At 66.1% G+C, this 14,009-nt stretch carries 13 protein-coding genes; 4 read left to right on the forward strand and 9 right to left on the reverse strand.

What is annotated here, in order from left to right:
- Positions 1-3 precede the first annotated feature (3 nt).
- Positions 4-1,344 (reverse strand): 2-hydroxyacyl-CoA dehydratase subunit D, encoded by a 1,341-nt coding sequence (locus tag AC1D1G_RS08720; protein ID WP_477951738.1) that lies wholly within the window; start codon positions 1,342-1,344, stop codon positions 4-6.
- Between the two features lie 28 nt (positions 1,345-1,372).
- Positions 1,373-2,545 carry a 2-hydroxyacyl-CoA dehydratase subunit D gene (locus AC1D1G_RS08725; RefSeq protein WP_477951739.1) on the reverse strand — a complete coding sequence of 391 codons (1,173 nt, stop codon included), beginning with the start codon at positions 2,543-2,545 and terminating at the stop codon, positions 1,373-1,375.
- Between the two features lie 158 nt (positions 2,546-2,703).
- Here AC1D1G_RS08725 and AC1D1G_RS08730 point away from each other — a divergent pair, with 158 nt between their 5' ends.
- Together AC1D1G_RS08730 and AC1D1G_RS08735 are read left to right on the forward strand one after the other, a co-directional pair.
- Positions 2,704-3,810 (forward strand): CaiB/BaiF CoA transferase family protein, encoded by a 1,107-nt coding sequence (locus tag AC1D1G_RS08730; RefSeq protein WP_477951740.1) that lies wholly within the window; start codon positions 2,704-2,706, stop codon positions 3,808-3,810.
- A 48-nt stretch (positions 3,811-3,858) separates the two neighbouring features.
- Positions 3,859-4,728, forward strand: coding sequence for a PaaX family transcriptional regulator (locus AC1D1G_RS08735; protein WP_164060369.1), 870 nt, complete (start codon positions 3,859-3,861; stop codon positions 4,726-4,728).
- Positions 4,729-4,747: 19 nt separating this feature from the next.
- Here the strand turns inward: AC1D1G_RS08735 and AC1D1G_RS08740 are convergent, their stop codons facing one another.
- The 5 genes from AC1D1G_RS08740 to AC1D1G_RS08760 all read right to left on the reverse strand — a co-directional run bounded on the left by AC1D1G_RS08740 (position 4,748) and on the right by AC1D1G_RS08760 (position 10,267).
- Positions 4,748-4,981: a hypothetical protein gene (locus tag AC1D1G_RS08740; protein ID WP_477951747.1), complete on the reverse strand. Its 234-nt coding sequence runs from the start codon at positions 4,979-4,981 to the stop codon at positions 4,748-4,750.
- A 91-nt stretch (positions 4,982-5,072) separates the two neighbouring features.
- Positions 5,073-6,509 (reverse strand): aldehyde dehydrogenase, encoded by a 1,437-nt coding sequence (locus AC1D1G_RS08745; RefSeq protein ID WP_477951741.1) that lies wholly within the window; start codon positions 6,507-6,509, stop codon positions 5,073-5,075.
- A 35-nt stretch (positions 6,510-6,544) separates the two neighbouring features.
- A complete protein-coding gene (locus tag AC1D1G_RS08750; RefSeq protein WP_477951748.1) occupies positions 6,545-7,651 on the reverse strand; it encodes an NAD(P)-dependent alcohol dehydrogenase in 1,107 nt (368 codons plus the stop codon).
- 59 nt (positions 7,652-7,710) lie between these two features.
- Positions 7,711-8,940, reverse strand: coding sequence for an NAD(P)/FAD-dependent oxidoreductase (locus AC1D1G_RS08755; RefSeq protein ID WP_477951742.1), 1,230 nt, complete (start codon positions 8,938-8,940; stop codon positions 7,711-7,713).
- A gap of 4 nt (positions 8,941-8,944) precedes the next feature.
- The gene (locus tag AC1D1G_RS08760) at positions 8,945-10,267 is read right to left on the reverse strand and encodes a cytochrome P450 (protein ID WP_477951743.1); all 1,323 of its coding nucleotides are present in this window, start codon (positions 10,265-10,267) and stop codon (positions 8,945-8,947) included.
- Positions 10,268-10,580: 313 nt separating this feature from the next.
- On the opposite strand from AC1D1G_RS08760, the gene AC1D1G_RS08765 reads away from it, so the two are divergent.
- Entirely contained in the window at positions 10,581-10,901 is a 321-nt protein-coding gene (locus tag AC1D1G_RS08765; RefSeq protein WP_005560231.1) for a 2Fe-2S iron-sulfur cluster-binding protein, read from the forward strand.
- A gap of 15 nt (positions 10,902-10,916) precedes the next feature.
- On the opposite strand, the gene AC1D1G_RS08770 is transcribed toward AC1D1G_RS08765, so the two are convergent.
- Together AC1D1G_RS08770 and AC1D1G_RS08775 are read right to left on the reverse strand one after the other, a co-directional pair.
- Positions 10,917-11,843 carry a helix-turn-helix transcriptional regulator gene (locus AC1D1G_RS08770; RefSeq protein WP_477951744.1) on the reverse strand — a complete coding sequence of 309 codons (927 nt, stop codon included), beginning with the start codon at positions 11,841-11,843 and terminating at the stop codon, positions 10,917-10,919.
- Positions 11,836-12,963 (reverse strand): LuxR C-terminal-related transcriptional regulator, encoded by a 1,128-nt coding sequence (locus tag AC1D1G_RS08775; RefSeq protein WP_477951745.1) that lies wholly within the window; start codon positions 12,961-12,963, stop codon positions 11,836-11,838. The genes AC1D1G_RS08770 and AC1D1G_RS08775 overlap by 8 nt, the downstream gene beginning before the upstream one ends.
- 223 nt (positions 12,964-13,186) lie before the next feature.
- Here AC1D1G_RS08775 and AC1D1G_RS08780 point away from each other — a divergent pair, with 223 nt between their 5' ends.
- Complete coding sequence (locus tag AC1D1G_RS08780) at positions 13,187-13,966, forward strand: enoyl-CoA hydratase/isomerase family protein (RefSeq protein ID WP_477951746.1); 780 nt, start codon at positions 13,187-13,189, stop codon at positions 13,964-13,966.
- Positions 13,967-14,009 lie beyond the last annotated feature (43 nt).

A 14,009-nucleotide genomic window follows, 5' to 3' on the forward strand; every position in this document is an offset into this window, starting at 1 on the left:
GCGCTAGCCCACTGACTTCATCCGCTGTACGTCGATGGCCTCGAGCATGGCCTCCAGGCGACTGTCGAACAGTTCGTCGTTGTAGAACGACGCGTCGGCGACGTCACCCTCGAAGAAGAACGACTTGACGCCACGCTCCGACTCGGCTGCGCGGGCCAGCATCGTCTGCGGATTGGTCATCGCCCGGCACGTCCGGGTCGAGTGGAACGCGATCCCGTCGATGGAGTACTCGTCCAGGCGCCGGAGCAGCAGTTCCTGCAGGTTCTTCAATCCGTGGTTCAGCGGGCAGAGCAGGTAGTGCTGTGCCATGCCCCGGAGGGGATTGTCCACATCGATGAGCTGAGGCTCCTGCCAGAACGACTCGTGGGTGTAGCGACCGGCCACGACGGCGACGTCGTACTCGGCGAACTTCCGGGTGAGGAAGCCGAGCTTGTTCCAGTTCATGATGCCGTCGAAGTACACACGGTAGCGTTCGTCCGCGACCGCACTRACCCCTTCGGCGACCCGCTGTTCGAGTTCGGCCTTCACCCCGGCGAAGTAGTCGACGAGCCCCTGGTTGCCGGGCAGGAAGTTGATCGGTGCGATGCTCGCGACCCAGTCCCAGTAGGTCGCCGGAGTGGGGGTCTGCGTGCAGAGTGCCATTCCCTCCAGTCGCAACTCGGACGCGCGTTTGATGTAGGACATGCTCTCGCTGAGCGCATCCCAGTCGAACGGCCGTCCGGTCTGGTGCTCGAGGAAGGCGATCAGCTCGCGCAACTGCTCCTCGACGTACTTGCCGACCTCGTCCCACTCCTCACCCCGCATGTAACCGGCGTCGGGCTTGTTGCCCCACAGCATGGGAATCGAGACGTTGAACAGCGGGAGCTTGCGGTCGAAGACCCGGTATGTCATGGCATCCCACTGCTGGCCGGTGCTGCATCCGGCGTAACCGTTGACGAAGAAGTCCGGGGCCGGCAGTTTGCTTGCCAGTTCCTGCTGGTCGACCATGCCGACCACGCCGGTCTCCCGTTCGGCGGCGGATTGGTGTGTCAGCACGGCGCAGCCCAAATGTGTTCGCGCGTAGGAACAGAGCTCACCGATGTAGCCGTACTCGGCACCGGCCGCCTGGGCGGGTCCTTCGAGGTGCTGGGCTGCCAGACGGGCGGCGAATGCTTCGCCGTGACACCACTCCAAGCCCGCGGCCTGGAACAACGGGTTCAGTGCGGCGCCGTTGTACCAGACGACATGCTTTCCGCGCTCCTTGGCGGTGAAGATGTTCTCCCAGTAGTCGGCCACCATCTTGCCGCCGACCCGTGTACTCGACAAACGGCGGGCCTTTTCCTTGCTGGTCTGTTCGATCGGCATTGCGAACTCCTCTGAGGGTGGGTCGAATTCAAGACGGGACGGGTGCAGGTTGGCGGCGAATGCGCTCCACGAAGGTCTCGATCTTCGTGCGGAGCGTCTCGACGGGGTTGCCTTCGTGCTCGGTCTCGAGGAGCAGCAGCGGTATCCCGCGCGCGTCGAGCGCCTTGCGTAGCTCCGGGTAGTAGAGCATGTGGGGTTCGCAGAACTTCGCCATCAAGACGACGACGCCGTTGGAGCGGCTCTTCTCGAGTGAGTCGATCAGGTAGGTGTCCCAATCGACCCCGACGGTGACTCGTGTGGGGCACGGGGCGTTGTCGTTGCGGTCCAGGTACCACTCCGACAGCGCCGCCAATGGGTCGCCGTGCTCGGGCACGTCGGTCGAGATGTACCGGAATCCGGTGTACAGGTCGTCGTCGACGACGATCACTCCGGATTCCTCGATCACATCGAGGACTTCGGGGCGAGGGGCGTGGCAGAAGTGACCGGAGAGATGCAACCGCACCAGATCGTCGGGCGCGTCGGCATGGGAATCGAGGCGATCGAGGAGGTGGCTCAGCGCGGCATTGTGTTCTTCGATGTCCATCACCATGCTCGACTTCACCAACGCCTGCATGTCGCTCGCGGTGATGCGCGCACGGCCGGTACGCCGCAGGTCGTAGAGTTTCCGGAGCAGGCGTCGATTCGTATTGAACACCCGGATGCTGTGGGCGAGAGCCGCGTCCGTGATCGTGGCGCCGACGACGCCTTCGATCTCGTGCTTCAGTTCGTGCACTCGGCCCGCCACGCGCGGCTTGGTCCATGGATCGTCCATCGCGCTGGTGAATTGCGCGAAATGCACAGGTTTCTCGGGTCGCGCCCAGCGGATCACGTCGACCGCGCCGAGGAGTTGCACGCAGTGGTCGGCGGCGACGAAGCCGTCGAAGACGTCGAGTTCACCGACCGCGGCCTGGTCGGCGACGCTACGTGTGTAGCCGCAGTAGAACTCGGCAAGCAGGTTGCGCCCCTCCGTGATCGGGGTGCGGCTCTCCTGCACGATCACCGGCAACGCGCCTGCCGCGTGCACGATCTCGGACGGAAAGTTCATCGGAAAGGAACCGATCACCTGCTTCCCGCGCTTCGCTTTCCACGCCTGGGCGTAGGTGACCGGGTCATCGGCAGTGGCTCGCAGCGACGACATGACGGGCGGATCCAGTTCGCTCACATCTAGCCTCTCGACTTCGTGGACGGTGACACTGCGACGACTGACGAACTGCGTCGCGGCGACCTGACTTGAGATATTACGTTATTGGATAGATAGTAGCCATAGTTGTCAAACATTAGCCGCTGAGAGAGCCGCGGCGTCCCCCTTCGGAGGTTCCTGTGAAACGTGTGCTGGATGGACTGAAGATCGTCGAACTCGCCGGGATCGGCCCGTCGCCGCATGCCGCGATGCTGCTCGCGGACCTCGGTGCCGAGGTGGTGCGAGTCGAGCGTCCCGGGGGTGTGACGCAGTTGCTGCCCGTGGACAAGGACGCGGGACTGCGGAATCGCCGCTCCGTGAGTGCGGACCTCAAGGATCCCGCCGACCTCGCGAAGGTGCTGAAACTGGTCGACAAGGCAGACGTCCTCATCGAGGGTTACCGACCGGGTGCGGCGGAGCGTCTCGGCATCGGTCCCGACGTGTGCCGCGAGCGGAACCCTCGGCTCGTGTACGCCAGGATCACCGGGTGGGGCCAGGACGGCCCCCTCGCGCCCTACGCCGGCCACGACATCAACTACCTCGCACTCAGCGGTGCGTTGAACGCCATCGGACGGGAAGGCGAACGGCCGCTCGCGCCGCTCAACCTGGTCGCCGACCTGGGCGGCGGTTCGATGCAAGCCGTCATGGGCGTTCTGGGTGCCCTGTACGCACGGACGCAGACCGGGGTCGGAGATGTCGTCGACATCGCGATGGTCGACGGGGTGAGTACGCTCATGACGATGTTCTGGACACTCACCGAGAACGGGCTGTGGTCCGATCGGCGGGGCACCAACGTCATCGACGGCGGAGCACCCTTCTACGACACCTACGAGTGCGCCGACGGGCGGTACATCGCGGTCGGCGCAGTCGAACCGGTCTTCTATGCCCAGTTGCTGCAGGGGCTGGGACTCGACCCGGCAGGTCTGCCGGATCAGTACGACGAGTCGGCCTGGCCGACGCTCCGGAAGAACTTCGCCGAGGTATTCGCCACGCGGGACCGGGACTCGTGGGCACAGGCGTTCGCCCGGCTCGATGCCTGCGTGACACCGGTGCTGTCCCTCGACGAAGTGCCGGATCACCCGCACATCTCGGCGCGCAACACGATCGTGAGTGCGTTCGGACAACGTCAGCCGGCCGCGGCACCGCGGTTCGCGAGCGCGCACGACGCAACATACGACGCGCCCCGAATGCCCGGCGCCGACACCGAGGCCGTCTTCCGCGACTGGGGTGTCGATGACGATCGATGACCGGCCCAGAAGGGGTGTCGTGGCACAGGGGCGACCCGATGCGCGACGATGACACTCATGTCTGACTCGAAACCGTCCGACTCGAAACAGGTGCCCGCACCCGACAAGGAGGTGGCGTCGACCGGCAGTGCGCGCTCCGTGCTCGTCACCGTGCTCGGTGAGCTCGTCGAACCCTACGGGCAGCCGGTGCGGACGGCTGCGCTTCTCTACGTCCTCAAGGGACTCGGATACGGGGAGCATGCCGCCCGGCAGGCTGTCGCGCGGACGGGATCCGCGGGCCTGATCGCCGCAGACCGGAACGGTCGCGAGACGCTGTGGACGTTGACGGACAAGGCGCATCGGCTCTTCACCGAAGGGGAACTCCGGGTGTTCTCCACCGACGTGGACACCACGCAATGGGACGGGCGGTGGCTCGTCGTGAATGTGCCGATCCCGGAGTCGCACCGCTCGACCCGCAAGAAACTGTATGCCGCGCTGCGGTGGGCCGGCTTCGGTAATCCGACGCCCGGCGTCTGGGTCACCCCCCATGTCGACCGCGCCGCGGAAGCGGCGAGAACCATCGAGGCCCTCGGATTGGCTTCCAGCACGGTCTCGTTCGTCGGGGCGCTCGCCGTCCCCGGGATCCCGGAAGAGGAACTCGTCCGCCGCTCATGGGATCTGGACGCCGCCGAGAACGAGTACGACCGACTCCTCGATCGATTCGACGCCCGCACGTTCGAGCCGGGTGACGAGCTGCTGTTCGCGCACCTGGAACTCGCGGACGCGCTGCGGCGTATGCCCTACATGGATCCCCGGTTGCCCGAGGTGCTGCTGCCCGACTGGCGTGGGCTGAAGGCGGCGCGGCGCCTGCGAGACCTGCGCGCGGAGTGGACCCCCACCGCGCACGCGCACTGGCGTCGCATCGCCGGTCTCGACTGACCGTGCTCGGCGTTGGGGTTCACCCCGCGCTGCGAACCCGTGAATACGACCTCCGCCTGTCGGGGCGCGCGGGTGTGAGTTTCACAGTGCACAGTTCGTCGAGCCGCCGCCGGACGCTGTCGTTGAGGGTGGGGTGGCGGGTGAGGAGACGTTGCAACCTGCGGTAGAACACGGTGGGGCGGACGCCGAACTCGGGCAGGATGTGTTCGTCTCCGCCTCCGAAGGGTGCCCATTTGACCGCGAAGTCGAGCATGGTGAATTCGTCCTTCGTCACCGCGTCTCCGTTCTTCTGTCTGGGTGAGGGGGTGCGGCCGTGCGGACGTCGCACGGCCGTACCGACCGGGTCATCGAACGTCGAGGTAGATGCTCTTGAGCTGCTGGTAGCTCGCAAGGCCCTCGGGTCCGAGTTCGCGGCCGAGGCCGCTGTTCTTGATTCCGCCGAAGGGGGCGGTGGGGTCGTTGGAGTAGCCGTTGATGCCGACGGTTCCGCTGGCGATGCCCCGGGCGAACTGGGCGCCGCGTTCGGGGTCGGCGGTCCAGATGGAGCCGCCGAGTCCGTAGTCGGAGTGGTTGGCGATCGCGATCGCTTCGGTTTCGTCGGTGTAGGGGATGACGGACAGGACGGGTCCGAAGATTTCCTCCTGCGCGATGGTGTGGCCGGTCTGCACGTCGGCGAAGACGGTGGGTTCGACGAACCAGCCGTGTGTGGTGTCGGCGGGCCTGCCGCCGCCCGCGGTGACCCGGCCGCCGTCGGAGCGGCCCTTCTCGATGTAGCCCTCGACGCGGTCGCGTTGCCGGGACGAGACGAGTGGTCCCATCTGGGTGGTGTCGGACAGTGGATCGCCGACGGTCAGTCCTTTGGCGAGGTCGGTGATGGTGTCGACGATCTCGGCGTAGCGGGATCGGGGTGCGAGGACGCGGGTCCCGAGCCAGCAGATCTGACCGTTGTTGAGCAGGGTTGCGGCGTAGAAGGATTCGAGGTTCGCTACCAGGTCGGCGTCATCGAGAATGACGGCGGCGGATTTGCCGCCGAGTTCGAGGGTGACAGGGCGGAGCAGTTCGCCGCAGGTGCGGCCGATGGCGCGGCCGGCGGTGGTGGAGCCGGTGAAGGAGACCTTGTCGATGCCGGGGTGGGCGACGAGGTAGGCGCCGAGGTCGCGTCCGCCGGGGACGATGTTGAGCACCCCCGCTGGAAGGCCGGCGGCGATGCCGGCCTCGGCCATGAGGAACGCGTCGAGGACGGTCTCGGGGGAGGGTTTGAGGACGACGGTGCACCCGGCGGCGAGGGCGGGGGCGAGTTTGAGGAATGTGATGGCCTGCGGCACGTTCCACGGGACGATGGCGCCGACGACGCCGATCGGGGAGCGGGTGACGAGGGTGGAACCGCCGAGCATGCCGGGCCGGATCTCGTCTTCCTGTTTCACGGCCATTTCGGCGTAGTAGCGCAGCAGAACGGGTGGAAAGCCGCCTTCGAACTGCCGGGCGAGGGTGATGGGCATGCCGTTCTGGCTGCTCACGCGGGTGGCGGTGTCTTCGGCGCGGGATTCGAGTTCGTCGGCGAAGCGGCCCAGGACCTCGGCGCGCTGGGCCGCGGTCCGGGACCCCCAGTCGGTGAGCGCGGTGCGGGCGGCGTAGACGGCGTCGTCGATGTCGGTCTCGGTGCCCTCGGGAACGGAGCCGATTTGCTGCTCGGTGGTCGGGGAGATAACCGGGATGGTCGCGTCGCCGGACGGCCGTGCCCATTCGCCGCGGATGTAGAGATCGGGGTAGTCGATCGTCATCGGGTGTCCTTCGTGAGTGGTTCGGGTGCGGGTGGTCAGTCGTGGACGAGGACGGGTTTGAGGACCTCGCCGCGGTGCTGGGCGTCGACGGCGTCGTTGATCTTCGTGAAGGGGAACGTGGTGACGAGCTTGTCGAGCGGGAATCTGCCCGACTTGTAGAGCTCGACCAGTTCGGGGATGAACTCGTCGGGAACGCTGTCGCCCTCGATGATTCCGGTGATGGTCAGGCCCATGGCAAGGGAGTTGATGATGTTCAGCGGAACCGAGGATTCGGGGTCGGCGGGCACGCCGATGAGTCCGATCTTGCCGTGGAACGTCATGGCGCCGACGAGTGATTCGATGACGGCGGCAACGCCGGATGTGTCGATGGCGTAGTCCACCCCGGCGGGGATGACGGTCCGGACCTGCTCGGCGAGGGGGCCGGCGGCGGGGTCGATCACGTGGGTGGCGCCGAGTTCGAGAGCGACGTCGCGCCTCGACTGGTGCGGTTCGACGGCGATGATGGTGCTGCAGCCCCGGACGACGGCGCCCATGACGGCGGCCAGCCCGACGGATCCGGCGCCGGCGATGAGGATCGCCGATCCGGGTCGGCAGTTCAGCGAGCGCAGGACTGCGCCTGCGCCGGTCTGGATCCCGCAGCCCAGGGGTGCGAGGAGTTCGGCGGGGACGTCGTCGGGGACCTTCACGACGTTGCGTTCGAACGCGAGGCTGTGGGTGGCGAAGGAGGATTGTCCGAAGAACAGGCCGGTCAGCGACTCACCGTCGGTGGTGGTGATCGGACCGGTGCCGTCGTCGCGGACGCCGTCGTAGGCGAGGTGCATGAACTGGTGGCAGTAGGACGGTGCTCCGGTGGTGCAGGACGGGCAGGTGCCGCAGCTGTTGAAGGTGATGGCGACCCGGTCGCCGGGGGCGACCTTGGTGACGCCGTCGCCGACGGCGCGGACGACGCCGCATCCTTCGTGGCCGAGGACGGCGGGCAGTGCGGTGGGGAGGGCGCCGTCGCGGGCGGCGAGGTCGGTGTGGCAGATGCCGACCGCCTCGATCTCCACGAGTACTTCACCGGCCCGGGGGCCTTCGATGGTGATCGGTTCGAGGGTGAACTCGGTGTGCGGTTCTCTCGCGACTGCTGCGAGTGCTTCCATCATCACATACTCCATGTCTTGTGGGCCGGCCCGGGAAGGGCCGGCCGGAATCGAGATACTCAGAGAACGGTCTCCCGCAACGAGATGACGGGATCGGCGAGAGCAGTGGCGTCGATCTTGGTGCGGTTGCCGATGAACTTCTTGCCTGCCATGAATTCTGCTGCGGCGTTGACGGTCTCGACGGCGACAGGTATCCCGTCGCTGTCGAGGTGGAACAGGGCGAAGGAGGACTCGGACGGGCTGCCTCGCAGGACCGCCCGGGTGTCCGGACCGACCATTCCCGCCATCTTCATCTTCAGGTCGAACTGGTCGGACCAGAACCACGGCACCTCGTGCGGCGGCAGGGGCGCATTCATGATGACTGCCGCCGCCTGCTTCGCCTGTTCGACTGCGCTGGGGATACTTTCGAGCCGCACCATCTTGCCGAGCGTGTCGTGCAGGCGGTAGGTGACGTCACCGATCGCGAGGACGTTCGGATCGCAGGTGTGTGCCGAACCGTCGACCACAATGCCCGCCATACAGTCGATGCCCGATTCGCGTGCCAGAGCGTCGTTCGGGATCGCGCCGACACCCACCAGCACCAGGTCGCAGGGGATTTCGGTTCCGTCGCCGAGCACGACACCGTCGACTCGACCCGCCGTCCCGGTGATCTCCCGAACCTCCGCGCCCGTGCGGATGTGGGTCCCGCGGTCCCGGTGGAACTCGGTGAGGACCGTCGACAGTTCCGGGCTGGCCACCCGCGCCAGGACCCGGTCCTCCCGTTCGATCACCGTGACTTCGCATCCACGAGCGCGGGCCGACGCTGCGACCTCGAGACCCACGTACCCACCGCCGATGATGGCGAGTGCCGATCCGGTGTGCACGGCGTCGCGGAGCAGGGTGGCGTCGGCGAGGGTGCGCAGGCTGAGAACACCCTCGAGATCGCTTCCCGGCAGCGTCAGGGTTCGCGGCGCGGCGCCCGTCGCGAGGACGAGCGTCGTGTACTCGAGGACTGTGCCGGACGCCGTCGTCGCGGTTCGGGCGTCGCGATCGATCCGGACGACCGGATCGCCCAGCCGGGTTTCGATCTGATTGTCGGCGTAGAACGTTTCCGGTTTGAGCCACTGGACGAACTCGTCGTCGGCGTATTTTTTCGACAGCGGAGGGCGGTGATACGGCGGATGCGGCTCCTCGCCGCAGAGGACGATTCGGCCGTCGAACTTCTGCTGCCGCAGCATGCCGGCGAGCGTGCCGCCGGCATGCCCGGCCCCGACGATCACCACGGTGGGTGACGGGTGTGCTGTGGTCATCGTGTCAACCGGTGAACTCGATCTTGACGGGCATGTTCTTGAGGCCACCGACGAAGTTGGTCTGGATCATCTTGGTGTCGTCCACCAACTCGAGCGACTCGATGTGGGGGAGCAACTCCTCGAACATGATTCGGAGTTCCAGCTTCGCCAGGTGCTGGCCGATGCACATGTGCGGGCCGTAGCCGAAGGCGATGTGCTTGTTGGGCCTGCGGGTGTAATCGAAACGGTCGGGGTCCGGGATGGCATCCGCGTCGCGGTTGCCCGACTGGTACAGCAGCATGAAGCGGTCGCCCTTCTTGATGTCGCGACCGCGGAGCGTGTAGTCCTGGGTTGCCTGACGCATGAAGTGCTTGACCGGCGACGCCCAGCGCAGCGACTCGTTGACGATGTGCGGCGCGAGCGCCAGGTCCGCTTTCGCCTTCGCCAGCAGCTCGGGGTTGCGGCCGAGTTCGAGCATGCCGCCGGCGAGCGTGCTCGACGTGGTGTCATGCCCCGCAGTGGCGATCGCGATGAAGTATCCGTAGGCAACCTCGTTGGGGTAGTACTCGCCGCTCTCGTCGCGGGCCACCGAGATGATCGTCGCGAGGTCGTCGCGGGGGTTGGCGCGCCGGTCCTGCAGCAGCCTCTGGAAGTACGCGTAGAAGTCCTGGATCGTGGCCACCCACTGCTTCGCGGCTGCGTCCGGGGTGAGGGGTTCGACGTCCTCACGGGCGGCGTCGGGATCGGCGGTGCCGAAGAACTCCTGCGTGAGGGCCATCATGCGGGGCTCGTCTTCCTCGGGCACCCCGAACAAGCTCATGATGACGTGCAGGGGGTAGTGGAGCGCGAAGTCCTTGACGAAGTCGACCCGCCCATCCGTCTCGCGGAGCCTGCCGACGGCGGCCTTCGCCAGGTCGCGGATGACCGTTTCCCACTTCGCGAGGTTGGTCGGCCGGAACCAGTCCAGCGCGATGTCCTTGATCGCGGTGTGCTCCGGTGGGTCGAGGTAGGTGAGGGTCTCGAGGATGCGAAGGCTGCCGTTGTTGATGCTCTTGGTGAACTGGTCGCCGGCCTGGTTCGCCAGGATCGGGTTGACGGAGCCCTTGTCCTCGCCGCCCGCGCTGGTGAAGATGCCGGGCTGGCGTTCGATCTCCATGATGTCGGCGTGCTTGCTCACCAACCAGATGGGGTCGTAGCCCTCGATCTCGGCGCGGCCCAGGGGGTTGTTCTCCCGTAGCCAGCGGTAGGCCTCGAACAACGCATCGTTGTCCCGGTGTCCCTCGGGTAGAACGATCTGACGGGCGACGGTGTCCGGAATCAGTTCCGTGACCTGCTCTGTAGTGCTCATCAATTCCCCTTCGTGGTGCAGTGAGTTCCGGCGCCGTCTGTCGCGGCGCCCTCGCCGACTGGAGTGACTTCAGCCTGTCAGCCACGAGAGTGAGGGGCATCACACCATTGATCGAAAGTCGTCTACCTAACGGGGTATGTGTGCTGGGTCACGCGGTCGCCCGGCGGCCGTATGCAGCGCAACTTCACCCCACCGGAGGGGGGTAATCCGCCGAAGTGGTGATGTGGCGGATCAGTGACCCGCGACACAATTTTGGTACAGAACGCGGCCGGAACCGCGCACATGTTCACCGATCAATCCGAAGGAGATCGCCATGCCCACCGTCGTATACCAGCTCCCCGACGGCTCGACGTCGTCCGTCGACGTCCCCGCCGGCCAGAGCGTGATGGACGGGTCGGTGCGGAACAACCTCCCCGGCATCGTCGCCGAATGCGGCGGTAGCTGCTCGTGCGCCACGTGCCACGTGTACCTGGACGAGGAATCCACACCGGCCTTTGAAGAGCCGACATTGGAGGAACAGGACCTCCTCGAGTTCCTCGACGGCGTCCAGCCGTGCTCCCGCCTCGCGTGCCAGCTCGTGCTGACACCGGACGTGGACACCGTCACGGTGACCGTGCCGTCCTCGGACGCCTGACGCTCTCCGGTCGTGTCACCGGGTGGAGGACTGATACTTCGCGATCAGCTCGGCGCGGTTGGTGGCGCCGAGTTTTCGGAGGATGCGTTTCACATGGGACTTGACCGTGTCGACAGTGATGAACAGTTCGGCGGCGATCGTGGAGTTCGACGCCCCGGTGAGAATCAGCCGGACCACATCCGCCTCGCGTTCGGTCAGCGGGTCGAGCAGGCGGCGCTCGGCGTCGTGCTCGGCATCGAGGTCGGTAGATCCTCGTACGGTCACTGCGTCGAACTCGGTGTCGCTGCTCCACCGCTGGGCGCTTTCCCGGAGGAGGGCGTCCTGGCGGTCGCGACGAGATTCGAGTCCGACTCGCTCGAAGCATCCGCCGAGCACCTCGGCGAATACGCCCAGGGCGTGGCGTCGTGATCCGTCCAATGGTGTCCCGACATGGACGAGCGCCGCAGCAGTCCCGTCGACGACGACGGGCACGATGGTGAAACCGTTCGCGCCCAGCGCCTCTCGCATTTCGACGGGAATCTGGGAGCCGACCATGATCGTGTTCGTCTCGAGGGTGCGCGCTTCGGGAGAACCTGCCGGGAGGTCGAACTCGGCGGGCAGAGCGGGTGTCGTGTCGGGTTCGGCGCTGAACGAGGCGAGGGGAATGATCCGGTCGCCGTCGACTCGCGAGAGCATAACCTTGTCCGCGGAGCAGAGTTCGGCGACACACTCGCACGCTCGCCGCACGAGTTCCGCACTCGATGCGGCGTCGTCGAGTGCGTGGACGGCGCGATCGATATTCTTCGCGAGTGCACCGATGTCGGCAGTGCGCGTCGCGGCGAGTGCGTTCCTGCGGTCGAGGAGATCGACCAGCCTCCTCCCGAGTTCAACCGCGTGCTCCGAAGTGGCCGTGCGCATTTCGGCGAGGGTGTCCGAGATGGCCCGATCGAGCTCGTCAGCCACCGTTCACCGTCTTGGCATGGGCACACAGCGCTGCCACCTCGGCTCGCGTCGAGGCGCCGAGCTTCTTGAAGATCCGCTGGACGTGGGATTTGACGGTGCCATCGGAAATACACAGCCGACGGGAGATGGCCGCATTGGTCGCTCCCGTCGCCATCAGCGTGAGTACTTCCCGCTCCCGACCGGTCAGCGTGTGTGCGCGGGGAACGATCGCTACCTGCGTGGTCTCGTCCACGCTTGCTGCGCCGGCGCGCGGCACTTCGGGGGTGGCCAGGTCCGGCATCGTGACGGGCGCCTGCTCGAGGTGTCGCAACGCCCGGCTGAGCCGTTGGACCTCGGCGTCGACGTGCTCGTTGCGCGCAGAGATCTGCTGCCGCAGGGCGGCGCGCTCCTTCGCCGAGGCGCAGACACCCGCCAGCGCTCCGACCATGTGGACGTCGGTGTCGGACAAGCTATCGCTCTGGCGGTCCACGTGAATCATCGCCACCGCTCGCGAGTCGACGACCACGGGGACCGCGAGGTATCCCGCCGGACGCGACAGATCGATGAGAGGGCGGTACGTGTGCCGGTAGGTGTCCACGCCGTCCACGGCATACGGCCGGCGGCGGCGGACCAATTCGGCCTCGCGGGGCGCCTCGCGCAGCGAGATCTCCCGGCCGTCGATCGCCGTGACGAGTTCGTGGAAGTCGCCGGTCAGCTCGGGATTGACCGCTAGCGCGATGGGAGACCAGGTGGAACCGCGAACCACGGAGAACATCGCCTTGCCGTATCCCAGGCTCGTGCACAGCTCCTGCGTCACGATGCGGGCGACCTGGTCGGCTTCGGCATCGATGGCGCGGACTACCTGCTGCAACGCCTCGAACTGCTCGGTGTGCACGCGTAGTCGGCGAGCGATGTCGTCGCGGCTCGCGGTGTCTAGTTGCGTCACGAGTTCCGCGAGGCGAAGGGCCTGCTCGGGTGAGTCGAGGCCTTCCCGCAGTTTCCGGGCCGCGAACGCGCGGATCACAGTCGGATCCGGCTCGCCGTCCGCCAAGCGGATGAGGTTCGGCTCGCTCCCGAGTAGCTCCAGCAACTCGGCAACTGCCTGCTCGGCAAGCTCGAACGAACTCGTCGAAATGACCACTCACCACTCCTTGCGCCGCGGCTGCCGCACCTGTGACACAACGCACAGTATAGAGAAGGTGTCACCGGGGCGTTCGTCATCGTCTGCAGCCTCAATATCAATGTATATGGTCAGTCCAATCGCGTCACGCATTCCGGGGAAAGTCCTTCGAATGAATTCTTGTTCCCGACGCCCGGTCCGTACTAGGGTCGAATGGTACGACCAAACTGGAAGGATCGGCACCATGGCGCACCCTGTGCGATACGACGTCGACGAGCACATCGCCGTCGTCACCCTCGATCGCCCCGAAACCCGCAACGCGCTGTCCGACGACCTGCTCGACGAGCTTCTCGCCGCGCTCGAACGCGCACGCGGGGACGACGACGTGAGGGTTGTCGTCCTGGCCTCGTCGCACGAGAAGATCTTCTCGGCGGGTGGTGACCTCAAGGCGTTCGCGAGCGATGCCCCCACGATCGTCAAATATGCCGGACTGGACCGATTCCCGAGGCTCTACCGGCTCATCGGCGGCCTCGGGAAACCGGTGATCTGCGCGGCCGGTGGCGACGTGCTCGCGGGGGCGTTCGGGCTCGCGCTGGCCTGTGACTTCGTCCTCGCCAAGGAGTCGGTGCGGTTCGGGTGCCCGGAGATCAATGTCGGCGTCTTTCCCTTCATGATCTCCGCTCTCATCTACCGGAACGTCGGGCGGCTCAAGGCGAACGAGTTGATGATGTGCGGCGAGTCGATCCCCGCCGCAGACGCACTCGAACTCGGGCTCGTGAATCGGGTGATTCCGGATGGCGAGTTCGATGCCGTGGTTCGGGAATGGGCGCGCCGGCTCGCGAGTAAATCGCCGCTTCTCATGCGTCTCGGCAAGGAGGCGATCAACAACACCCGTGACATGTCGCTGCCCGACGCCCTCTCGGCGCTGCAATCCCAGCTCGCTCTCGCATTCACCACCGACGACATCGTCGAGGGTGTCACTGCGTTTCGCGAAAAACGCTCCCCCGTATGGAGTCTGCGCTGACCGAGCGTTGAAGCTCATTGCAGTATCGGTCTAACCATTATAT

This window comes from Rhodococcus sp. P3_B8, assembly GCF_056402775.1.